This is a genomic window from Enterobacter cloacae complex sp. P16RS2 (assembly GCF_014982155.1).
GTDB classification, from domain to species: domain Bacteria; phylum Pseudomonadota; class Gammaproteobacteria; order Enterobacterales; family Enterobacteriaceae; genus Enterobacter; species Enterobacter cloacae_M.
Window position 1 is genome coordinate 180,595 of the sequence record NZ_JADCKW010000019.1, and the last position, 21,843, is coordinate 202,437.

Annotated in this window: 19 protein-coding genes; 13 read left to right on the forward strand and 6 right to left on the reverse strand. The window is 54.4% G+C overall.

Annotated features, from left to right (window positions below; translation table 11 throughout):
• Positions 1–100: 100 nt before the first annotated feature.
• From INF68_RS13985 to leuL, 6 genes are all read right to left on the reverse strand, one after another.
• Positions 101–991 carry a cation diffusion facilitator family transporter gene (locus tag INF68_RS13985; protein WP_126786330.1) on the reverse strand — a complete coding sequence of 297 codons (891 nt, stop codon included), beginning with the start codon at positions 989–991 and terminating at the stop codon, positions 101–103.
• A gap of 162 nt (positions 992–1,153) precedes the next feature.
• Complete coding sequence (gene leuD / locus INF68_RS13990; RefSeq protein WP_039260825.1) at positions 1,154–1,759, reverse strand: 3-isopropylmalate dehydratase small subunit; 606 nt, start codon at positions 1,757–1,759, stop codon at positions 1,154–1,156.
• A 10-nt stretch (positions 1,760–1,769) separates the two neighbouring features.
• Positions 1,770–3,170 (reverse strand): 3-isopropylmalate dehydratase large subunit, encoded by a 1,401-nt coding sequence (leuC, locus tag INF68_RS13995; protein ID WP_023310384.1) that lies wholly within the window; start codon positions 3,168–3,170, stop codon positions 1,770–1,772.
• 2 nt (positions 3,171–3,172) lie between these two features.
• Complete coding sequence (leuB, locus tag INF68_RS14000; RefSeq protein ID WP_109845573.1) at positions 3,173–4,264, reverse strand: 3-isopropylmalate dehydrogenase; 1,092 nt, start codon at positions 4,262–4,264, stop codon at positions 3,173–3,175.
• Positions 4,264–5,835, reverse strand: a complete 1,572-nt coding sequence (gene leuA / locus INF68_RS14005; protein WP_193525330.1) for a 2-isopropylmalate synthase — start codon at positions 5,833–5,835, stop codon at positions 4,264–4,266. The genes leuB and leuA overlap by 1 nt, the downstream gene beginning before the upstream one ends.
• A 91-nt stretch (positions 5,836–5,926) precedes the next feature.
• Positions 5,927–6,013: a leu operon leader peptide gene (gene leuL / locus INF68_RS23510; protein WP_071786497.1), complete on the reverse strand. Its 87-nt coding sequence runs from the start codon at positions 6,011–6,013 to the stop codon at positions 5,927–5,929.
• Between the two features lie 606 nt (positions 6,014–6,619).
• On the opposite strand from leuL, the gene leuO reads away from it, so the two are divergent.
• The 13 genes from leuO to ftsW all read left to right on the forward strand — a co-directional run.
• On the forward strand, positions 6,620–7,564 hold the full coding sequence (gene leuO, locus INF68_RS14015) for a transcriptional regulator LeuO (RefSeq protein ID WP_029741223.1): 945 nt from the start codon (positions 6,620–6,622) through the stop codon (positions 7,562–7,564).
• 380 nt (positions 7,565–7,944) lie between these two features.
• Entirely contained in the window at positions 7,945–9,669 is a 1,725-nt protein-coding gene (ilvI, locus tag INF68_RS14020; protein ID WP_126786332.1) for an acetolactate synthase 3 large subunit, read from the forward strand.
• A gap of 1 nt (position 9,670) precedes the next feature.
• The gene (ilvN, locus tag INF68_RS14025; RefSeq protein ID WP_023310389.1) at positions 9,671–10,162 is read left to right on the forward strand and encodes an acetolactate synthase small subunit; all 492 of its coding nucleotides are present in this window, start codon (positions 9,671–9,673) and stop codon (positions 10,160–10,162) included.
• Between the two features lie 179 nt (positions 10,163–10,341).
• Positions 10,342–11,349: a catabolite repressor/activator gene (gene cra, locus INF68_RS14030; protein WP_008501993.1), complete on the forward strand. Its 1,008-nt coding sequence runs from the start codon at positions 10,342–10,344 to the stop codon at positions 11,347–11,349.
• 599 nt (positions 11,350–11,948) lie between these two features.
• Positions 11,949–12,407, forward strand: coding sequence for a division/cell wall cluster transcriptional repressor MraZ (gene mraZ / locus INF68_RS14035; RefSeq protein WP_021240528.1), 459 nt, complete (start codon positions 11,949–11,951; stop codon positions 12,405–12,407).
• A gap of 2 nt (positions 12,408–12,409) precedes the next feature.
• Positions 12,410–13,351 (forward strand): 16S rRNA (cytosine(1402)-N(4))-methyltransferase RsmH, encoded by a 942-nt coding sequence (gene rsmH / locus INF68_RS14040; RefSeq protein WP_023310390.1) that lies wholly within the window; start codon positions 12,410–12,412, stop codon positions 13,349–13,351.
• The gene (gene ftsL / locus INF68_RS14045) at positions 13,348–13,713 is read left to right on the forward strand and encodes a cell division protein FtsL (protein WP_008501989.1); all 366 of its coding nucleotides are present in this window, start codon (positions 13,348–13,350) and stop codon (positions 13,711–13,713) included. The genes rsmH and ftsL overlap by 4 nt, the downstream gene beginning before the upstream one ends.
• A 15-nt stretch (positions 13,714–13,728) precedes the next feature.
• Positions 13,729–15,495: a peptidoglycan glycosyltransferase FtsI gene (locus INF68_RS14050; RefSeq protein ID WP_109845571.1), complete on the forward strand. Its 1,767-nt coding sequence runs from the start codon at positions 13,729–13,731 to the stop codon at positions 15,493–15,495.
• Positions 15,482–16,969 (forward strand): UDP-N-acetylmuramoyl-L-alanyl-D-glutamate--2,6-diaminopimelate ligase, encoded by a 1,488-nt coding sequence (gene murE, locus INF68_RS14055; RefSeq protein WP_047742825.1) that lies wholly within the window; start codon positions 15,482–15,484, stop codon positions 16,967–16,969. The genes INF68_RS14050 and murE overlap by 14 nt, the downstream gene beginning before the upstream one ends.
• The gene (gene murF, locus INF68_RS14060; protein ID WP_126786333.1) at positions 16,966–18,324 is read left to right on the forward strand and encodes a UDP-N-acetylmuramoyl-tripeptide--D-alanyl-D-alanine ligase; all 1,359 of its coding nucleotides are present in this window, start codon (positions 16,966–16,968) and stop codon (positions 18,322–18,324) included. Before murE ends, murF begins: the two co-directional genes overlap by 4 nt.
• Entirely contained in the window at positions 18,318–19,400 is a 1,083-nt protein-coding gene (gene mraY / locus INF68_RS14065) for a phospho-N-acetylmuramoyl-pentapeptide-transferase (protein ID WP_008501985.1), read from the forward strand. The genes murF and mraY overlap by 7 nt, the downstream gene beginning before the upstream one ends.
• 2 nt (positions 19,401–19,402) lie before the next feature.
• The gene (gene murD, locus INF68_RS14070; RefSeq protein WP_193525331.1) at positions 19,403–20,719 is read left to right on the forward strand and encodes a UDP-N-acetylmuramoyl-L-alanine--D-glutamate ligase; all 1,317 of its coding nucleotides are present in this window, start codon (positions 19,403–19,405) and stop codon (positions 20,717–20,719) included.
• Positions 20,719–21,843: cell division protein FtsW (gene ftsW, locus INF68_RS14075; protein WP_227412857.1), on the forward strand; the 1,125-nt coding region annotated here is incomplete at its 3' end. The genes murD and ftsW, both read left to right, overlap by 1 nt.

Here is a 21,843-nt window from a genome sequence, read left to right on the forward strand (position 1 = left end):
TTACCTCAATAATGAGAGAGCTGATGCGATGCAGTGTGACGCAGATTAATTAACGAAACCTTAACGATCGGTTGCGTCACACTGTATTTATGCGTTTCGATTAGCGGGCAGGATCAATATGCGTCATCACGTTCAGCACATTGAATTTTTGCATCACATTATTTCTGGCATTCACGGCAATCTGATGTCCTTCTTTTACGCTTAATTCGCCGTTTACTTCCAGATGAACATCGACAAGGGCTAAATCACCCATCTTGCGGGTTTTTAAATCATGGAGTCCGGTGACGCCCTCGGTTGCGAGAAGACACGTTTTGATGTCGTGCTCCAGCTCGGGCTCCAGCGAACGGTCCATCAGGTCGTGCAGGGCATCGGCAGAGAATTTGTAACCCATATGGGCGATGAAAATCCCGACAATCAGGGCCGCAATCAGGTCCATCGCGTGAAAACCCACTAAATTCCCGGCAATGCCGATGGCGACAACCACTGACGACGCTGCGTCAGAACGGGCGTGCCAGGCATTGGCTATCAGCAGCGAGGACTGAATACGTTTCCCCGTGGCAAACATGTATCTGAACAGGCTTTCCTTTACCACCAGCGCCAGTATTGCCACCCACAACGCGGCCCCTTTCACCAGCTGATGCGTCTCAGGGTGAAGCAGTTTATTCCCTGCGGACCAGAGCATCCCGACCCCCACAAGCAGCAGAATAGCGCCAATAATGAGCTTTGCACCGTTTTCGAAACGCAGATGACCGTAATGATGATCGATATCAGAAGCTTTCTGACTCTTTTTATTCGCAATCAAAACGACAAAGTCGGAGGATAAATCGGAAAGAGAATGAATCCCATCAGCAATTAAACCCTGTGAGCCGGAAAATATTCCTGCAACTATCTGAAAGGCAGTGAGTAAACTATTTATTATTACGCTTACTAATGTGCATTTATGTATTTCCCGAGAACGGATATGAGACTCATTGCCATTTTTCTTTTCCATGATTGTTTCCGCTGCCAGCTGATTGAGCGGTTATTCTGCGCAGGAAACATTAAATTGACATTAAATATAACGTCATTAGTGGCTGGGTTTGGGAAGTATTTACAGAAGGAGGCGGGTATCAAGATAAAACGCGGCCTGCAGAGTGGACTGCAGGCCGGAGAATTATTTCATAAATGCAGGTTGTTTGTTTTCGTAAGCGGCAATCGCCGCGTCGTGCTGGAGAGTTAAACCAATGCTGTCCAGACCGTTCAGCATGCAGTGACGACGGAAGGCATCAATGCTGAAGCTGTAGGTCTTATCCCCGGCTTTCACCACTTCGGCTTCCAGATCCACTTCAAACGAAATGCCCGGATTCGCCTTAACCAGCGCGAACAACTCATCGACCTGTTCATCGCTCAGCGTCACCGGCAGAAGCTGATTGTTGAAGCTGTTGCCGTAGAAGATATCCGCGAAGCTAGGGGCAATGACCACTTTAAAACCGTAGTCGGTGAGCGCCCACGGCGCGTGTTCACGGGATGATCCGCAGCCAAAGTTTTCGCGTGCCAGCAAAATGGAGGCGCCTTTATATTCCGGGAAGTTCAGAACGAATTCCGGATTAGGCACTTCGCCCTTATCGTCCAGGAAACGCCAGTCGTTAAACAGATGTGCGCCGAAACCGGTACGCGTTACTTTCTGCAGAAACTGTTTAGGAATAATAGCGTCAGTATCGACGTTAGCGGCGTCCAGCGGGACAACCCGGCCCGTATGTTGGGTAAATTTCTCTGCCATGATTGTCTCCTTATTTCAGGCTGCGAATATCGGCGAAATGGCCGGTGACTGCCGCAGCGGCGGCCATTGCCGGGCTGACCAGATGGGTGCGCCCACCGCGGCCCTGACGGCCTTCAAAGTTACGGTTGCTGGTGGAGGCGCAGCGCTCGCCCGGATTCAGGCGATCGTTGTTCATGGCCAGACACATGGAGCAGCCGGGCAGGCGCCACTCGAAGCCCGCTTCGATAAAGATCTTATCCAGACCTTCGGCTTCCGCCTGGGCTTTCACCGGACCGGAGCCAGGTACCACCAGCGCCTGCACGCCTGGTGCCACTTTGCGGCCTTTGGCAATCTCGGCGGCGGCACGCAAATCCTCAATACGGGAGTTGGTGCAGGAACCGATAAAGACTTTATCAATGGCGACATCGGTCAACGGCACGCCTGGCTTCAGTCCCATATAGGCCAGCGCTTTTTCGGCACTGGCGCGCTCGACCGGATCGGTAAAGGATGCCGGGTCAGGGATATTGTCGTTAACGGAAATCACCTGGCCCGGATTGGTGCCCCAGGTCACCTGAGGCGCAATCTCTTCTGCCTGCAGCGTGACGACGGTGTCAAACGTTGCCCCATCGTCGGTTTTCAGGGTTTTCCAGTACGCTACCGCGTCGTCAAAATCCTGATCTTTCGGCGCGTGCAGACGACCCTTCACGTAGTTGAAGGTGGTTTCGTCCGGCGCGACCAGACCGGCTTTTGCGCCCATCTCAATCGCCATATTGCACAGGGTCATGCGCCCCTCCATGCTCAGCGCCTGGATGGCTTCCCCGCAGAACTCGACAACATGACCGGTCCCGCCCGCGCTGCCGGTTTTACCGATGATGGCCAGCACGATGTCTTTTGCGGTAATACCCGGTGCGGCTTTACCCTTCACTTCAATCTTCATGGTTTTGGCGCGGCCCTGTTTCAGGGTCTGCGTTGCCAGAACATGTTCCACCTCAGACGTGCCAATTCCGAATGCCAGAGCGCCAAACGCGCCGTGGGTCGCGGTATGGGAGTCTCCGCAGACGATGGTCATGCCCGGCAGGGTGATCCCTTGCTCAGGTCCCATCACGTGGACGATCCCCTGGTACGGATGGTTCAGGTCGTACAGCTCAACGCCAAATTCCTTGCAGTTCTTAATCAGCTCCTGCATCTGGATACGGGCCATCTCACCCGAGGCATTAATGTCTTTGGTCTGGGTGGATACGTTGTGATCCATCGTCGCGAAGGTTTTACCCGGCTGACGTACCGGACGCTTGTGCGCCCGCAGGCCGTCAAAGGCCTGAGGAGAGGTCACTTCGTGCACCAGATGACGGTCAATGTACAGCAGCGGGGTTTCGTTTGGCGCCTCGTAAACAACGTGCGCATCAAACAACTTTTCATATAACGTCTTAGCCATGATTACACCCCTTCAGCGACATAGCGGGCAATAATGTCGCCCATTTCATCGGTACTGACTTCCGCCGTGCCGCGTGCTAAATCGCCGGTACGGACGCCTTCTTCTAACGCACGGTTAATGGCGTTTTCAATTGCGGTTGCCGCATCGCCTGCATCCAGGCTGTAGCGCAGCAGCAGGGCCAGGGAGAGGATCTGCGCAATAGGGTTGGCAATGTTTTTGCCTGCGATATCCGGCGCGGAGCCGCCTGCAGGCTCGTACAGGCCAAAGCCTTCTTCATTCAGGCTTGCGGAGGGCAGCATGCCCATCGAGCCGGTGATCATTGCGCACTCGTCAGAGAGGATATCGCCGAACAGGTTGGAGCACAGCAGCACGTCAAACTGGGACGGATCTTTAATCAGCTGCATGGTCGCGTTGTCGATGTACATGTGCGACAGCGCGACGTCCGGGTACTGCTTAGCAACTTCACTGACGATCTCGCGCCACAAAATGGAGGACTGCAGCACGTTCGCTTTATCAATGGAGGTCACTTTATGGCGGCGTTTGCGCGCCGACTCGAACGCGATGTGGGCGATACGTTCGATTTCGAAACGGTGATACACCTCGGTGTCGAACGCTTTCTCGTGTTGTCCGCTGCCTTCGCGGCCTTTTGGCTGACCGAAGTAGATCCCGCCGGTCAGTTCACGCACGCACAGAATGTCGAAACCGTTGGCGGCGATATCCGCGCGCAGCGGGCAGAACTCTTCCAGACCCTGATACAGCTTCGCCGGACGCAGGTTGCTGAACAGCTTGAAATGTTTACGCAGCGGCAGCAGCGCGCCGCGCTCTGGCTGCTCTGCTGGCGGCAGGTGTTCCCATTTCGGGCCACCGACGGAACCAAACAGCACGGCATCGGCATTTTCGCAGCCTTCCACGGTCGCTTTTGGCAGCGGCGTACCGTGGTTATCAATTGCAATACCGCCCACGTCGTAGTGGCTGGTGGTGATTTTCATCGCAAAACGCGCGCGAACGGCTTCCAGTACTTTCAGCGCCTGTGCCATCACTTCCGGACCAATACCGTCGCCCGGCAACACAGCAATATGGTAATTCTTCGACATTACACGGTTTCCTTTTTGTTCTCTTTATTCTGAGCTTTGCGTTGCAACTCTTTTTCGACTTCGGCGGCGCGCCAGATGTTGTTCAGAACATGCACCATCGCTTTCGCGGAGGATTCAACGATATCGGTCGCCAGGCCCACGCCATGGAAGCGGCGGCCATTGTGGGTAACTACAATGTCGACCTGACCCAGTGCATCTTTGCCGTGGCCCTTGGCCGTCAGGTCATACTTCACCAGCTCAACGTCGTACTCGGTGACGCGATTAATCGCCTGGTAGATGGCATCGACAGGGCCGTTACCGTTAGCGGCCTCTGCTTTAATTTCATCCCCACAGGCCAGTTTGACCGAGGCGGTGGCGATGTCGCTGGAGCCGGACTGCACGTTGAAGTAATCCAGACGGAAGTGCTCCGGCTCTTCCTGCTGCTTGTTAATAAAGGCCAGCGCTTCCAGGTCATAGTCGAACACCTGGCCTTTTTTGTCGGCCAGCTTCAGGAACGCGTCGTACAGCTGATCCATGTTGTAATCGCTGTCCTTATAACCCATTTCTTCCATACGGTGCTTAACCGCGGCGCGACCGGAACGGGAGGTCAGGTTCAGCTGTACCTGATTCAGGCCGATGGATTCCGGGGTCATGATTTCGTAGTTTTCACGATTCTTCAGCACGCCATCCTGGTGAATACCGGAGGAGTGCGCGAAGGCACCGGTGCCGACAATCGCTTTGTTGGCCGGAATCGGCATGTTGCAAATCTGGCTGACGGTCTGGCTGGTGCGCCAGATTTCGTTGTGATTGATGCGGGTGTGCACGTCCATAATGTCTTTGCGCACTTTGATCGCCATGATCACTTCTTCCAGCGAACAGTTGCCCGCGCGTTCGCCTATACCGTTCATCGCGCCTTCTACCTGACGTGCGCCAGCGTGGACGGCGGCGATCGCATTACCCACGGCCAGACCCAAATCGTCGTGGGTGTGGACGGAGATAATTGCTTTATCAATATTTGGCACGCGGTCATACAGGCCGGTGATGATATTGGAGAACTCAAACGGCATGGTGTAGCCGACGGTGTCCGGGATGTTGATGGTTTTCGCGCCCGCGTTGATGGCGGCTTCAACAACGCGTGCCAGGTCTTCGATTGGCGTACGGCCCGCATCTTCACAGGAGAATTCAACGTCATCGGTATAGTTGCGTGCGCGCTTAACCATGTAAACCGCACGCTCAATCACCTCATCCAGCGTGCTGCGCAGCTTGGTTGCGATGTGCATAGGTGAGGTGGCAATAAAGGTGTGGATACGGAACGCTTCGGCGACCTTCAGCGACTCGGCGGCGACGTCGATGTCTTTTTCTACGCAGCGCGCCAGGGCACAGACGCGGCTGTTTTTAATGGTGCGCGCAATGGTCTGTACGGATTCGAAATCACCCGGGGAAGAGACAGGGAAACCGACTTCCATCACGTCGACACCCATACGTTCGAGAGCCAGCGCGATCTGCAGTTTCTCTTTTACACTCAGGCTTGCCTGTAATGCCTGTTCACCGTCACGTAAAGTAGTATCGAAAATAATGACTTGCTGGCTCATGGGTTAGGTCCTTGTCAGTCTTAGGGCGCCTTGCTACGAGCATAAAAAAACCCGCGCAGTGGCGCGGGTTTTTAGTCTTACTGGTGACGATTCAACGCTGAATTTCGCCCGCCAGTCTACCGCGCACAGTGGATGCGTTTAGTAGTAGTAGACCGGTGAAACGAATGGTGCGTGTCATGAATCGTGCTCCGTTAAATTCAATATGCTTTTAGTGGTACTGGATACGGCTGTTCATGTCAACCCCTGAGGATGAAAACGGGCCCGACAGACGGAATCAACAGGATATTCACTTTAGCTAATTGTGCTGGTTTTAGCTTTACCTACCCGATTAATTGTCTAATTTTGGACTTAAGAAAAGAGTTGCAGAAACAAATAAATATAATTGTTTAAAAATGAGTGAAATGTCTTGAAGAGGATGCTTTGTGCTTAAAGAGTTTGGATATCATTAAGTTATAAATGCAGTGAATCTATTTTTGAGTGCTAAAAAACGAACAGAGATAACAGGTTGTTAACTAACTGTAGGGAGATAGCAATAACAGTTTAATAATGCTTAAGTCATCATTAACCTGATGGCAATTGTATATTTGTTTGGTTTATGGTTTCATTCAGATCCTAAAGTCAAACATATCTTTTTTGCTCATTAATTTTCGTTAATATAGAGTCTTTATATATTCCGAATTTTAAACAATTCTCTTTCGCTGATCGTATTTGCATGATAAATCATATTTTCCGAGATTATTGCAGTACGTTGGCAAAGGAGTGTAGCGTGACAGTGGAGTCAGAAGTGCCAGAAAATAATATTAAACAGTCTCAAGCTACTGATGGGATTAAACCGCAGTTACGCACGGTGGATCTGAATCTTCTGACGGTGTTTGATGCGGTCATGCAGGAACAGAATATCACCCGCGCGGCTCAAGCGTTGGGGATGTCACAACCTGCGGTGAGTAATGCCGTTGCCAGACTTAAACTCATGTTTAACGACGAATTATTTGTTCGCTACGGGAGGGGGATCCAGCCTACGGCACGCGCATTCCAGCTGTTCGGCTCCATCCGCCAGGCGTTGCAACTGGTCCAAAATGAGCTGCCGGGATCGGGTTTTGAACCTTTAAGCAGCGAGCGCGTATTTCATCTTTGTGTCTGCAGCCCATTAGATAATTATTTAACGTCAATTATCTATAATAAAGTTGAAGAGATCGCACCAAATATCCATCTTGTTTTTAAATCATCTCTGAATCAAAACACGGAACATCAGTTACGCTATCAGGAGATCGAATTCGTTCTGGGATATGAAGAGTTCCGTCGTCCGGAATTTTCCTGCGTGCCGCTGTTTAAAGATGAAATGGTTCTGGTCGCCAGTAAAAAACACCCGCGCCTCAATTCCCCGCTGCGAGAAAACGATGTTTATAACGAGCAGCACGCCGTTGTTGCGCTTGACAGATATGCTTCCTTTAGCCTGCCGTGGTATGACACTGCGGATAAACAGGCGAGCGTGGCTTATCAGGGCATGGCCATGGTCAGCGTATTAAACGTGGTTTCCCAGACACAGTTGGTGGCAATTGCGCCGCGCTGGCTGGCAGAAGAGTTTTCTGATCCTTTAAATCTGCAAATTTTGCCTCTGCCGCTCAAGCTAAATAGCCGTACATGTTATCTTTCCTGGCATGAAGCGGCGGGCCGGGATAAAGGGCATCAGTGGATGGAAGAGTTGCTGGTTGGCATCTGCCGCCGGTAAACGCATCAGGATAAATCGCATCGGTTTATGTGATTTATCCTGAGTTTTTATAGATACTTGCTATTTTGTTCTGTGAATCTTTTTTTCGGGCTGCTCTCCGGCGCGCAAAAATAGATGATTTCCTGCATTGTCGCGGTTTTCAGCGATGATTTATCACACCATCCTCTATTCCCAGAGGAATTAACCATATCTTCTGATAACGGCTGCTTTTTCTGCTTTACGCACCGTTTATCTCACCGGGTTTGCTAATTGCCTGCCTCATAACGAGCGGTTAAGGTAAAGAACACTCTGCAAAATATAAGATTGGTTTATCCCAATCGTAAGACGGTGCGGAAATGAATTCGGCAGTCCGTCTATAACAAAATGCCTGGAGGCAAAGCATGGAGATGTTGTCTGGCGCGGAAATGGTCGTTCGGTCGCTGATCGATCAGGGCGTAAAGCAAGTGTTCGGCTACCCTGGCGGTGCGGTCCTCGATATTTATGATGCGCTGCATACGGTTGGGGGCATTGACCATGTTCTGGTACGTCACGAGCAGGCGGCGGTACACATGGCTGACGGCCTGGCACGTGCGACGGGTGAAGTGGGCGTGGTGTTAGTCACGTCCGGCCCCGGCGCGACAAACGCCATTACCGGCATTGCGACGGCCTATATGGACTCCATTCCGCTGGTGATCCTCTCCGGGCAGGTGGCAACCTCACTGATTGGCTACGATGCGTTTCAGGAGTGCGACATGGTCGGGATTTCGCGTCCCGTTGTGAAGCACAGCTTCCTGGTCAAGCAAACAGAAGACATTCCCGGCATACTGAAAAAAGCCTTCTGGCTGGCGGCGAGCGGACGCCCGGGGCCGGTGGTGGTCGATCTGCCTAAAGATATTCTCAACCCGGCAAACAAGCTGCCTTATGTCTGGCCGGAATCGGTCAGCATGCGCTCTTATAACCCTACAACGCAGGGGCATAAAGGTCAGATCAAGCGAGCGTTGCAAACGCTTCTGGCCGCCAAAAAACCGGTGGTCTATGTCGGTGGCGGGGCGATCAACTCTGCCTGTGAAGCCCAGCTTCGTGAACTGATTGAAAAGCTTAACCTTCCCGTTGCGTCGTCGCTGATGGGGCTGGGGGCGTTCCCTGCCACCCATCGTCAGGCGCTGGGGATGCTGGGTATGCACGGTACCTATGAAGCCAATATGACAATGCATCATTCCGATGTGATCTTTGCCGTCGGCGTGCGCTTTGACGATCGCACCACCAACAACCTGGCGAAGTATTGTCCGAACGCCACCGTGCTGCACATTGATATCGATCCAACGTCAATTTCAAAAACGGTGTCGGCTGATGTGCCGATCGTCGGCGATGCCCGTCAGGTTCTGGAGCAAATGCTGGACCTGCTGACTCAGGAGAGTGCAACCCAGCCGCTGGATGAGATCCGCGACTGGTGGCAGCAGATTGAACAGTGGCGCGCGCGTCAGTGCCTGAAATATGACACGCAAAGTGAAAACATTAAGCCGCAGGCGGTCATTGAAGCGGTGTGGCGACTGACGAAAGGTGAGGCGTACGTGACTTCAGACGTGGGGCAGCATCAGATGTTTGCCGCCCTGTATTACCCGTTTGATAAACCGCGACACTGGATCAACTCCGGTGGTTTAGGAACCATGGGCTTCGGTCTGCCTGCCGCGCTGGGCGTGAAGCTGGCGCTGCCGAATGAAACCGTCGTCTGCGTGACGGGGGACGGCAGTATTCAGATGAACATTCAGGAGCTGTCTACCGCGCTGCAGTATGAACTGCCGGTACTGGTGCTGAACCTGAATAACGGGTATCTCGGTATGGTCAAGCAGTGGCAGGATATGATCTACTCTGGCCGACATTCTCAGTCCTACATGCAATCTCTGCCGGATTTTGTTCGTCTTGCTGAAGCTTATGGCCATGTAGGCATGCGGGTGACGGATCCGGCCGAGCTGGAAACGAAGATTGCCCAGGCGCTTGAGCACGTTAAAAGCAACCGCCTCGTCTTTATGGATGTGATTGTTGATGGAACCGAGCACGTTTATCCAATGCATATTCGGGGTGGTGGTATGGATGAAATGTGGTTAAGCAAAACGGAGAGAACCTGATATGCGCCGGATATTATCTGTTTTACTGGAAAACGAGTCTGGCGCACTGTCGCGCGTCATTGGCCTTTTTGCGCAGCGCGGCTATAACATTGAAAGCCTGACCGTTGCCCCGACGGAAGACCCGACGCTGTCGCGCATGACGATCCAAACCGTCGGCGATGCCAAAGTACTTGAGCAAATTGAAAAACAGCTACATAAGCTGGTCGACGTACTGCGCGTGAGCGAGCTGGGGCAGGGTGCATACGTTGAACGTGAGGTCATGCTGGTGAAAATCCAGGCCAGCGGCTACGGGCGTGATGAAGTCAAACGCAATGCGGATATTTTCCGCGGCCAGATTATCGACGTCACGCCTTCTCTTTATACAGTTCAGCTGGTCGGGACAAGCGACAAGCTGGATGCTTTCCTGGCGTCCGTGCGGGATGTCGCAAAAATTGTCGAGGTCGCGAGATCGGGGGTTGTGGGTCTGTCACGCGGCGAGAAAATCATGCGTTAGTTGTCAAAAAGGTTCGCCTCTTTCTGCCCGGTCACCAAAGCCGGGCTTTTTTTTGCGTAATCAGCCGACAACGCAGATAAAAGCGGTTGCCGCGAAGGCTTTTCTGCGTTTAGATGTTAAAAGATTTAACCATAACCTTGACAGGGCCATGGACTCTTTTCTTTTTTTAAGGGGCAATTGTGAAACTGGATGAAATCGCCCGGCTAGCCGGCGTGTCACGAACAACGGCCAGCTATGTGATTAACGGTAAAGCAAAGCAGTACCGTGTCAGCGACAAGACCGTTGAAAAAGTTATGGCGGTGGTTCGTGAGCATAACTACCATCCGAATGCTGTCGCAGCCGGTCTACGTGCCGGGCGTACCCGCTCTATTGGTCTGGTGATCCCTGACCTGGAAAACACCAGTTATACCCGTATCGCCAACTATCTTGAACGTCAGGCGCGCCAGCGCGGCTATCAACTGCTGATTGCCTGCTCGGAAGACCAGCCCGACAACGAGATGCGCTGCATTGAGCATCTGCTCCAGCGCCAGGTGGATGCAATCATCGTGTCGACCTCCTTGCCGCCAGAGCATCCGTTCTACCAGCGCTGGGCGAACGACCCGTTCCCAATCGTTGCGCTGGATCGCGCGCTCGATCGCGAGCATTTCACCAGCGTCGTGGGTGCGGATCAGGATGATGCAGAAATGCTGGCCGCAGAGCTGAGAACTTTCCCCGCTGAGACAGTGCTGTATCTTGGCGCGTTGCCCGAGCTTTCTGTGAGCTTCCTGCGCGAACAGGGATTCAGAACCGCCTGGAAAGACGATCCGCGCGAGGTCCACTACCTCTATGCCAATAGCTACGAGCGTGAAGCCGCGGCACAACTGTTCGAAAAATGGCTGGAAACGCACCCAATGCCTCAGGCGCTGTTCACCACCTCGTTTGCGCTGTTGCAGGGCGTCATGGATGTGACCTTACGCCGTGAAGGTAAACTGCCCTCCGATCTGGCGATTGCCACGTTCGGGGATAACGAACTGCTCGACTTCCTCCAGTGCCCGGTGCTGGCGGTAGCACAGCGTCACCGCGATGTGGCTGAACGCGTGCTGGAGATTGTGCTGGCAAGCCTGGATGAGCCGCGCAAACCGAAGCCGGGCCTGACGCGGATCAAACGTAATCTCTACCATCGCGGAATTTTAAGCCGCCAAAAATGAAATGACTGGGGCGGCGAAATCTGCCCCATTTTGTTGCGATAATTCGTGCGCATAATTCCCGGAGAGAAATTAGGATAATTCTTGAGAAATCCTAATCGCCTATTTTCTTAATTCATTCCTGCTTTTAAATTGGCCCTTTAAAGAACGTCCGGGCGATTTTAAACAGCCATCTTTGTATTAATTTGTTACAAACCCTCTTCGGCCGATGAATATTCAGACGTTTTTCCTCCTCCTTTGTCAGCTTACGTGGCAACCGCCGCGCTTACCGGGTGCCCGAGTGAATCTGGCGCTGTTATCCCCTGAGAATCTGTCATAAAATACTGCCCGCGTCGCAAACTGACACTTTATATTTATCTGCGATGATATTGAGTGAGCTTTAACGCTAGTGTGCATATTCGGTTTTTTTCTTACAAATATTCATAACGTTAATTTTGCCTCGCCAGTTGTGCAGTTATTAACCAGGACTGTTTATCTCTGTAAATAGAGGGCTTTCGGGTCCTTATAGGGAGAGTCCTGGCTTGACAAGCTTTTCCCTCGCTCCGTAAACTCCTTTAGGTGGGAATTTGTGGGTTAAAGTGGTGAGGAGGGGTGAGACTGGCATGTTCCGTGGAGCTACGTTAGTCAATCTCGACAGCAAAGGGCGTTTATCGGTACCAACCCGATACCGCGACCAGCTGATTGAGAACGCTGCGGGTCAAATGGTTTGCACCATTGACATTAACTCCCCCTGCCTGCTGCTTTACCCCTTGCCTGAATGGGAAATTATTGAGCAAAAGCTGTCGCGACTGTCGAGCATGAACCCGCAGGAACGCCGCGTGCAGCGGCTTTTATTGGGACATGCCAGTGAATGTCAGATGGATAACGCAGGGCGATTACTGATTGCGCCTGTGTTGCGGCAACATGCCGGTCTGACCAAAGAAGTGATGCTGGTCGGGCAGTTCAACAAGTTTGAACTGTGGGATGAAACGACCTGGTATCAACAGGTCAAGGAAGATATCGACGCTGAGCAGTCTGATTCCGCGACATTATCGGAACGGCTGCAGGACTTGTCTCTATAAATATGATGGAAAATTATAAACATAAAACGGTGTTACTGGACGAGGCCGTTAACGGTCTGAATATTCGTCCGGATGGCATCTACATTGATGGCACGTTTGGTCGCGGTGGTCACTCGCGTTTGATTCTCTCCCAGCTTGGAGAGGAAGGACGTCTGCTGGCAATCGATCGCGATCCGCAGGCAATTGCCGTTGCACAGACCATCAATGATCCACGCTTTTCCATCGTGCATGGACCTTTCTCTGCGCTCGCGGAATATGTTGCCGAGCGCGGCCTGACGGGCAAGATCGACGGGATTCTTCTCGATCTTGGCGTCTCTTCACCCCAACTTGATGATGCTGAACGTGGTTTCTCCTTTATGCGTGATGGTCCGCTGGACATGCGGATGGACCCGACGCGCGGTCAGTCTGCCGCTGAGTGGTTACAGACCGCTGACGAAGCAGACATAGCATGGGTCATCAAAACGTTTGGCGAAGAGCGCTTTGGCAAACGTATTGCGCGCGCCATCGTTGAGCGCAATCGCATTGAGCCAATGACCCGCACCAAAGAGTTGGCTGAGGTGATCGCGGCGGCGACACCGGTGAAAGATAAGCACAAACATCCCGCGACCCGTACCTTCCAAGCGGTTCGCATCTGGGTAAACAGTGAACTGGAGGAAATAGAGCTGGCGCTAAAAAGCTCGCTCGACGTGCTGGCCCCGGGTGGGCGGTTATCCATCATCAGCTTCCATTCGCTGGAAGACCGTATTGTGAAACGCTTTATGCGTGAACAAAGCCGCGGTCCACAGGTGCCTGCGGGGCTGCCGATGACGGAAGAACAACTCAGGAAGCTGGGTGGCCGTCAGTTGCGAGCATTAGGCAAGTTGATGCCGGGCGAAGAAGAAGTGGCAGAGAATCCACGCGCCCGTAGTTCAGTGCTGCGTGTTGCAGAGAGGACGAACGCATGATCGGCAGAGTGACAGAGACCCTAAGCAAAGTTAAGGATTCGTTAGGAAGCAACGAGCGCCATGCCTTGCCTGGCGTGATCGGCGACGATCTTTTGCGGTTTGGGAAACTGCCACTCTGTCTGTTCATTTGCATCATTGTCACGGCAGTTACGGTGGTGACCACCGCCCACCATACACGTTTATTGACTGCGCAACGCGAGCAGATGGTACTGGAACGCGATGCGCTGGATATTGAATGGCGAAATCTGATCCTTGAAGAAAACGCGCTCGGCGATCACAGCCGGGTTGAACGGATCGCAACGGAAAAGCTGCAACTGCAGCATGTTGATCCTTCGCAGGAAAATATCGTAGTACAAAAATAAGGGAAAACGCGACGCATGAAAGCAGCGGCAAAAACGCTAAAACCAAAACGTCAGGAAGAACAGGCCAACTTTGTCAGTTGGCGTTTTGCGTTGCTTTGCGGCTGCATTTTACTCGCTCTGGGTTTTCTGCTGGGACGCGTGGCCTGGCTGCAAATCGTCGCTCCTGACATGCTGGTGCGCCAGGGCGACATGCGCTCCCTGCGCGTCCAGGAAGTGTCGACATCCCGCGGGATGATCACCGACCGCTCGGGTCGCCCGCTGGCGGTGAGCGTGCCGGTGAAGGCGATCTGGGCCGATCCTAAAGAACTGCATGATGCAGGCGGGATCACGCTTGATAACCGCTGGAAGGCCCTTGCGGACGCGCTGAAGATGCCGCTTGACCAGTTAGCTTCACGCGTGAATACCAACCCGAGAGGGCGGTTTATCTATCTGGCGCGTCAGGTGAACCCTGACATGGCGGACTACATCAAAAAATTGAAGCTGCCGGGGATCCATCTGCGTGAAGAATCTCGTCGTTACTATCCTTCCGGCGAAGTGACTGCTCACCTCATTGGCTTTACTAACGTAGATAGCCAGGGGATTGAAGGCGTCGAAAAAAGCTTTGATAAATGGCTGACCGGCCAGCCGGGCGAACGCATTGTGCGTAAAGACCGCTACGGTCGCGTGATCGAGGATATTTCCTCTACGGACAGCCAGGCCGCACACAACCTTGCGCTGAGTATCGATGAGCGGCTACAGGCGCTGGTTTACCGCGAGCTGAACAACGCCGTGGCCTTCAACAAAGCGGAATCGGGCAGTGCAGTGTTAGTCGACGTCAACACGGGTGAAGTGCTGGCGATGGCCAATAGCCCTTCCTACAACCCTAACAATCTCACCGGTACGCAGAAGGATGTTATGCGTAACCGTACCATCACCGACGTATTCGAACCGGGTTCGACCGTTAAGCCGATGGTGGTCATGACTGCACTCCAGCGCGGTATCGTCAATGAAAACACCGTACTGAATACCATTCCATACCGAATTAACGGCCACGAAATCAAAGACGTGGCGCGCTACAGCGAATTGACCCTGACCGGGGTATTACAGAAGTCGAGTAACGTCGGTGTTTCAAAGCTGGCGTTAGCGATGCCGTCCTCAGCGTTAGTAGAGACTTACTCTCGTTTTGGACTTGGAAAGGCGACCAATTTGGGGTTGGTCGGAGAACGCAGTGGCTTATATCCTCAAAAACAACGGTGGTCTGACATAGAGAGGGCCACCTTCTCTTTCGGCTACGGGCTAATGGTGACACCGTTACAGTTAGCGCGAGTCTACGCAACGATCGGCAGCTATGGCGTTTATCGTCCGCTGTCGATTACCAAAGTTGATCCACCGGTTCCCGGCGAGCGTATCTTCCCGGAATCAACTGTCCGTACTGTTGTTCATATGATGGAAAGCGTAGCGCTGCCCGGCGGCGGCGGCGTGAAGGCGGCAATCAAAGGTTATCGCATCGCCATCAAGACCGGTACGGCGAAAAAAGTAGGGCCGGACGGCCGCTATATCAATAAATACATTGCCTATACCGCAGGCGTTGCGCCTGCAAGCAATCCGCGTTTTGCGCTGGTGGTCGTGATAAACGATCCACAGGCGGGTAAATACTACGGCGGCGCCGTCTCCGCGCCTGTGTTCGGGGCTATCATGGGCGGCGTGTTACGCACCATGAACATCGAACCGGATGCGCTGGCGACGGGCGAAAAAAGTGAATTTGTAATTAATCAAGGCGAGGGTACAGGTGGCAGATCGTAATTTGCGCGACCTTCTCGCTCCGTGGGTGCCAAATGCACCGGAGCGAGCACTGCGAGAGATGGTACTGGACAGCCGCGTGGCTGCTTCTGGCGATCTTTTTGTGGCGGTGGTCGGTCATCAGGCGGACGGGCGTCGTTATATCCCGCAGGCGATTGCGCAAGGTGTGGCTGCCATTATTGCTGAGGCCAAAGATGAGGCAACCGACGGTGAGATCCGTGAAATGCACGGGGTGCCGGTCATCTATCTCAGCCAGTTAAACGAGCGTCTTTCCGCGCTGGCAGGACGTTTTTATCACGAACCTTCCGACCAGCTGCGCCTGGTAGGCGTCACGGGTACCAACGGTAAAACCACTACCACGCAACTGATGGCGCAGTGGGCCCAGTTGCTGGGTGAAACCGGTGCGGTGATGGGTACCGTGGGTAACGGCCTGCTGGGCAAAGTGAGCCCGACGGAAAACACTACCGGCTCGGCGGTAGACGTACAGCATGTGCTTGCCGGTCTGGCAGGGCAGGGGGCAACCTTCGCTGCGATGGAAGTCTCTTCGCACGGTCTGGTTCAGCACCGCGTCGCGGCGCTGAAATTTGCTGCTTCCGTGTTTACCAACCTGAGCCGCGATCATCTTGATTATCACGGTGATATGGAGCATTACGAAGCCGCGAAATGGCTGCTGTTCTCTACTCACCATTACGGACAAGCTATCATCAACGCCGACGACGAAGTGGGCCGCCGCTGGCTGGCGAAACTGCCGGATGCGGTTGCGGTGTCGATGGAAGACCATATCAATCCGAACTGCCACGGCCGCTGGCTGAAGGCGGTTGAGGTGAATTATCACGACAGCGGGGCGACAATCCGCTTTGCCTCTTCATGGGGTGAAGGTGAAATTGAAAGCCGCCTGATGGGCGCCTTTAACGTCAGCAACCTGCTGCTGGCGCTGGCAACGCTGCTGGCGCTGGGTTATCCGATGGCTGAACTGCTGAAAACCTCAGCGCGTCTGCAGCCGGTTTGTGGCCGTATGGAAGTGTTTAGCGCGCCGGGCAAACCGACCGTCGTGGTGGATTATGCCCATACGCCTGATGCGCTGGAAAAAGCGCTGGAGGCGGCGCGCCTGCACTGCACAGGGAAGCTCTGGTGCGTGTTTGGCTGCGGCGGCGATCGTGATAAAGGCAAACGCCCGCTGATGGGGGCTATTGCCGAGCAGTTCGCAGATATTCCGGTTGTGACCGATGACAACCCGCGTACCGAAGAGCCGCGCGCCATCATTAATGACATTCTGGCGGGCATGCTGGACGCGGGCCGCGCTCGCGTGGTGGAAGGGCGTGCGGAAGCCGTGACCAACACCATCATGCAGGCGCAGGAGAATGATGTTGTCCTGCTGGCGGGCAAAGGCCATGAAGATTATCAGATCGTTGGCAATCGCCGTCTGGACTACTCGGACCGCGTAACGGCAGCACGCCTGCTGGGAGTCGTGGCATGATTAGCATCACGTTAAGCCAGGCCGCTGCTATTCTGCAGGGCGACCTCCACGGGCAAGACCTGACCATTGATGCCGTAACGACGGACACCCGCAAAATCACCGCAGGCTGTCTGTTTGTGGCGCTGAAAGGCGAGCGTTTTGACGCGCATGATTTTGCGGAACAGGCCAAAGAGAACGGCGCTGGTGCGCTGCTCGTCAGCCGCAGGCTCGATATCGATCTGCCACAAATTGTGGTGAAAGATACGCGTCTCGCGTTCGGTGAGCTGGCTGCCTGGGTTCGTCAGCAGGTGCCGGCTCGCGTCGTCGCGCTGACAGGGTCATCAGGCAAAACGTCAGTGAAAGAGATGACGGCAGCGATCCTCAGCCAGTGCGGCAATACGCTTTTTACCGCGGGCAACCTCAATAATGACATCGGCGTGCCGATGACATTGCTTCGCCTGACCAAAGAGCATGACTTTGCGGTGATCGAGTTAGGCGCAAACCACCAGGGTGAAATCGCCTGGACCGTGAGCCTGACTCGCCCGGAAGCGGCGCTGGTGAATAACCTCGCGGCTGCGCACCTGGAAGGCTTTGGCTCGCTGGAAGGCGTGGCGAAAGCGAAAGGTGAAATTTACACCGGCCTGCCGGATAACGGTATTGCCATTCTGAACGCCGATAACAACGACTGGCTGAACTGGCAAAGCATCATTGGTGCGCGTAAAACCTGGCGCTTCTCGCCAAATGCGGCCAACAGTGATTTTACGGCGACCAATATCCATGTGACGTCGCACGGCACTGAGTTCACCCTCACTACCCCAACGGGTGGCGTGGAGGTGCTGCTGCCGCTGCCGGGTCGCCATAACATCGCCAATGCCCTTGCGGCGGCGGCGCTGGCAACGGCGGTGGGTGCTTCACATGAGGCAATCAAAGCCGGGCTGGCGAACCTGAAAGCCGTGCCGGGACGCCTGTTCCCGATTCAGCTTTCGGAAAACAAGCTGCTGCTGGATGACTCCTACAACGCGAATGTTGGCTCGATGACGGCGGCGGTGCAGGTGTTATCTGAAATGCCGGGCTACCGCATCATGGTGGTTGGCGACATGGCAGAACTGGGCGACGAAAGCGAAGCCTGTCATACCCAGGTCGGTGAAGCGGCGAAAGCTGCGGGGCTGGACTGTGTACTGAGCACAGGAAAATTGAGCCAGGCGATTAGCCAGGCCAGCGGCGTTGGCGAGCATTTTGCCGATAAAGCCGCGTTGATTGAGCGCCTTAAGGCATTAATGACAGAAAAACAAATTGTGACAGTGTTAGTGAAAGGTTCACGTAGTGCCGCCATGGAAGAGGTTGTGCACGCATTACAGGAGAACGGGACATGTTAGTTTGGCTGGCCGAACATTTGGTCAAATATTACTCAGGCTTTAACGTCTTTTCGTATCTGACGTTTCGCGCCATCGTCAGCCTGCTGACTGCGCTGTTCATCTCGTTGTGGATGGGCCCGCGCATGATTGCCCGTCTGCAAAAGCTCTCTTTCGGCCAGGTTGTGCGTAACGACGGCCCGGAATCGCACTTCAGCAAGCGCGGTACGCCGACCATGGGCGGGATCATGATCCTGACCGCCATCGTCGTTTCCGTGCTGTTGTGGGCGTACCCGTCCAATCCTTACGTCTGGTGTGTGCTGACGGTACTGGTGGGTTACGGGATCATCGGTTTCGTCGATGATTACCGCAAAGTCGTCCGCAAAGATACCAAAGGCCTGATCGCGCGCTGGAAATATTTCTGGATGTCGGTGATCGCGCTGGGCGTGGCTTTCGCGCTGTATCTGGCAGGGAAAGACACGCCGGCGACCGAGCTGGTCGTGCCGTTCTTTAAAGACGTGATGCCGCAGCTGGGGCTGTTCTACATCCTGCTGGCCTACTTTGTGATTGTTGGTACCGGCAACGCCGTTAACCTGACCGACGGTCTGGATGGTCTGGCTATTATGCCAACCGTCTTTGTGGCCGCCGGTTTTGCGCTGGTGGCGTGGGCGACCGGTAACATGAACTTTGCAAATTATCTGCACATCCCTTATCTGCGCCACGCGGGTGAGCTGGTGATCGTCTGTACGGCGATCGTCGGTGCGGGGCTGGGCTTCCTGTGGTTCAACACCTACCCGGCGCAGGTCTTTATGGGTGACGTCGGTTCTCTGGCTTTGGGCGGTGCGCTCGGCATTATCGCCGTACTGCTGCGTCAGGAGTTCCTGCTGGTGATCATGGGCGGCGTGTTTGTGGTTGAAACCCTGTCGGTGATTTTGCAGGTCGGTTCCTTCAAGCTGCGCGGTCAGCGCATCTTCCGTATGGCGCCGATCCACCACCATTATGAACTGAAAGGCTGGCCGGAGCCGCGCGTGATTGTGCGCTTCTGGATTATTTCGCTGATGCTGGTGCTGATTGGCCTGGCAACGCTGAAGGTACGTTAATCATGGCAGATTACCAGGGCAAAAAAGTCGTTATCATCGGGTTGGGCCTCACGGGGCTCTCCTGCGTGGACTTTTTCCTCGCACGCGGCGTGACGCCACGCGTGATGGATACGCGTGTCTCTCCGCCGGGTCTGGACAAACTGCCGGAACAGGTTGAACGCCACCTTGGTGGTCTGAATGATGACTGGCTGCTGGCAGCCGATCTGATTGTCGCCAGCCCAGGTATGGCGCTGGCGCATCCTTCGCTGAGCGCTGCCGCGGATGCGGGCGTTGAGATTGTCGGCGATATCGAGCTGTTCTGCCGCGAAGCGCAGGCGCCCGTTATCGCCATTACCGGTTCTAACGGTAAAAGCACCGTCACCACCCTGGTGGGTGAAATGGCGAAAGCGGCGGGAATGAACGTCGGCGTTGGCGGTAACATTGGTTTACCCGCTCTGATGCTGCTGTACAAAGGCTGCGAGCTGTATGTTCTCGAGCTTTCCAGCTTCCAGCTGGAAACCACCTCCAGCCTGCATGCTGCGGCTGCGACGATCCTCAACGTGACTGAAGATCATATGGACAGGTATCCATTTGGTCTTCAGCAGTACCGTGCCGCCAAGCTCCGCGTTTATGAAAATGCCAAAGTCTGCGTTGTTAACGCCGATGACGCGCTAACCATGCCGGTGCGTGGCGCAGACGATCGCTGTATTAGCTTCGGTATCACGATGGGCGATTACCACCTGAACCGTCAGCTGGGCGAAACCTGGCTGCGCGTGAAGGGTGAGAAAGTGCTGAACGTGAAAGAGATGAAGCTCTCAGGTCAGCACAACTATACCAATGCCCTGGCGGCGCTGGCGCTGGCGGATGCAGTTGGGCTGCCGCGCTCCTCCAGCCTGAAAGCGTTAACCACGTTTTCTGGTCTGGCGCACCGTTTCCAGCTGGCGCTGGAATACAACGGCGTGCGCTGGATCAACGACTCCAAAGCCACCAACGTGGGCAGCACCGAGGCCGCGCTCAACGGTCTGCACGTTGACGGCACCCTGCATTTACTGCTGGGCGGCGACGGTAAATCAGCGGATTTCTCCTCCCTGAAGCCGTATCTCGCCGGAGATAACATCCGCCTGTACTGCTTCGGCCGTGACGGCAGCGAGCTGGCTGAACTGCGCCCTGAGGTTGCCGAGCAAACCGAAACCATGGAACAGGCGATGCGGCTGATTGCCCCTCGCGTGAAGCCAGGCGATATGGTGCTGCTCTCTCCGGCCTGCGCCAGCCTCGATCAATTCAAGAATTTCGAACAGCGTGGTGATGTCTTTACCCGCCTGGCGAAGGAGTTAGGCTAATGCGTTTATCTCTCCCTCGCCTGAAAATGCCGCGCCTGCCAGGATTTGGGATCCTGGCATGGGTGTTTGCGGCGCTTAAAGGCTGGGTGATGGGCTCTCGTCAAAAAGATAACGACAGCCTGGTCATGTACGATCGCACGCTGTTCTGGCTCACGATGGGGCTGGCGGCGGTCGGCTTTATTATGGTGACGTCAGCCTCAATGCCCGTCGGGCAGCGTCTGGCGAACGATCCTTTCCTGTTTGCCAAGCGTGATGGTCTTTACATCATCCTGGCGTTCTGCCTGGCGCTGGTGACCTTGCGTCTGCCGATGGAGTTCTGGCAGCGGCACAGTACGGCGATGCTGATCGCCTCGATTATTATGCTGCTGATCGTTCTGGTGGTGGGGAGCTCTGTTAACGGCGCATCACGCTGGATCGCCTTTGGCCCGCTGCGCATTCAGCCTGCGGAATTTACCAAGCTCTCCCTGTTCTGCTACCTCGCTAACTACCTGGTGCGTAAGGTAGATGAAGTGCGTAACAACCTGCGCGGCTTCTTGAAACCGATGGGCGTGATTTTGGTGCTGGCGGTATTACTGCTGGCGCAGCCTGACCTCGGTACCGTTGTCGTGCTGTTCGTTACCACTCTGGCGATGCTGTTCCTGGCGGGCGCGAAGCTGTGGCAGTTCATCGCCATCATCGGGATGGGGATTTCAGCGGTTGTGCTGCTGATCCTCGCCGAGCCTTACCGTATTCGCCGTGTGACCTCGTTCTGGAACCCGTGGGAAGATCCGTTCGGTAGCGGTTATCAGCTGACGCAGTCGCTGATGGCCTTTGGTCGCGGTGAAGTCTGGGGGCAGGGGCTGGGTAACTCGGTACAGAAACTGGAGTATTTACCGGAAGCGCATACTGACTTCATCTTCTCCATTATTGCGGAAGAACTGGGTTATATCGGTGTGGTATTAGCGCTATTAATGGTATTCTTCGTCGCTTTCCGTGCCATGTCCATCGGGCGGAAAGCGCTGGAGATCGATCACCGCTTCTCAGGATTCTTAGCCTGTTCAATTGGTATCTGGTTTAGCTTCCAGGCATTGGTTAACGTCGGGGCCGCAGCGGGTATGCTGCCGACCAAAGGTCTGACGCTGCCG

Coding starts and splice junctions, on each gene's coding strand:
- INF68_RS13985 (WP_126786330.1), bottom strand. CDS start 991: ATGGAAAAGAAAAATGGCAATGAGTCTCATATCCGTTCTCGGGAAATA.
- leuD (WP_039260825.1), bottom strand. CDS start 1,759: ATGGCAGAGAAATTTACCCAACATACGGGCCGGGTTGTCCCGCTGGAC.
- leuC (WP_023310384.1), bottom strand. CDS start 3,170: ATGGCTAAGACGTTATATGAAAAGTTGTTTGATGCGCACGTTGTTTAC.
- leuB (WP_109845573.1), bottom strand. CDS start 4,264: ATGTCGAAGAATTACCATATTGCTGTGTTGCCGGGCGACGGTATTGGT.
- leuA (WP_193525330.1), bottom strand. CDS start 5,835: ATGAGCCAGCAAGTCATTATTTTCGATACTACTTTACGTGACGGTGAA.
- leuL (WP_071786497.1), bottom strand. CDS start 6,013: ATGACACGCACCATTCGTTTCACCGGTCTACTACTACTAAACGCATCC.
- ilvI (WP_126786332.1), top strand. CDS start 7,945: ATGGAGATGTTGTCTGGCGCGGAAATGGTCGTTCGGTCGCTGATCGAT.
- ilvN (WP_023310389.1), top strand. CDS start 9,671: ATGCGCCGGATATTATCTGTTTTACTGGAAAACGAGTCTGGCGCACTG.
- mraZ (WP_021240528.1), top strand. CDS start 11,949: ATGTTCCGTGGAGCTACGTTAGTCAATCTCGACAGCAAAGGGCGTTTA.
- rsmH (WP_023310390.1), top strand. CDS start 12,410: ATGATGGAAAATTATAAACATAAAACGGTGTTACTGGACGAGGCCGTT.
- ftsL (WP_008501989.1), top strand. CDS start 13,348: ATGATCGGCAGAGTGACAGAGACCCTAAGCAAAGTTAAGGATTCGTTA.
- INF68_RS14050 (WP_109845571.1), top strand. CDS start 13,729: ATGAAAGCAGCGGCAAAAACGCTAAAACCAAAACGTCAGGAAGAACAG.
- murF (WP_126786333.1), top strand. CDS start 16,966: ATGATTAGCATCACGTTAAGCCAGGCCGCTGCTATTCTGCAGGGCGAC.
- mraY (WP_008501985.1), top strand. CDS start 18,318: ATGTTAGTTTGGCTGGCCGAACATTTGGTCAAATATTACTCAGGCTTT.
- murD (WP_193525331.1), top strand. CDS start 19,403: ATGGCAGATTACCAGGGCAAAAAAGTCGTTATCATCGGGTTGGGCCTC.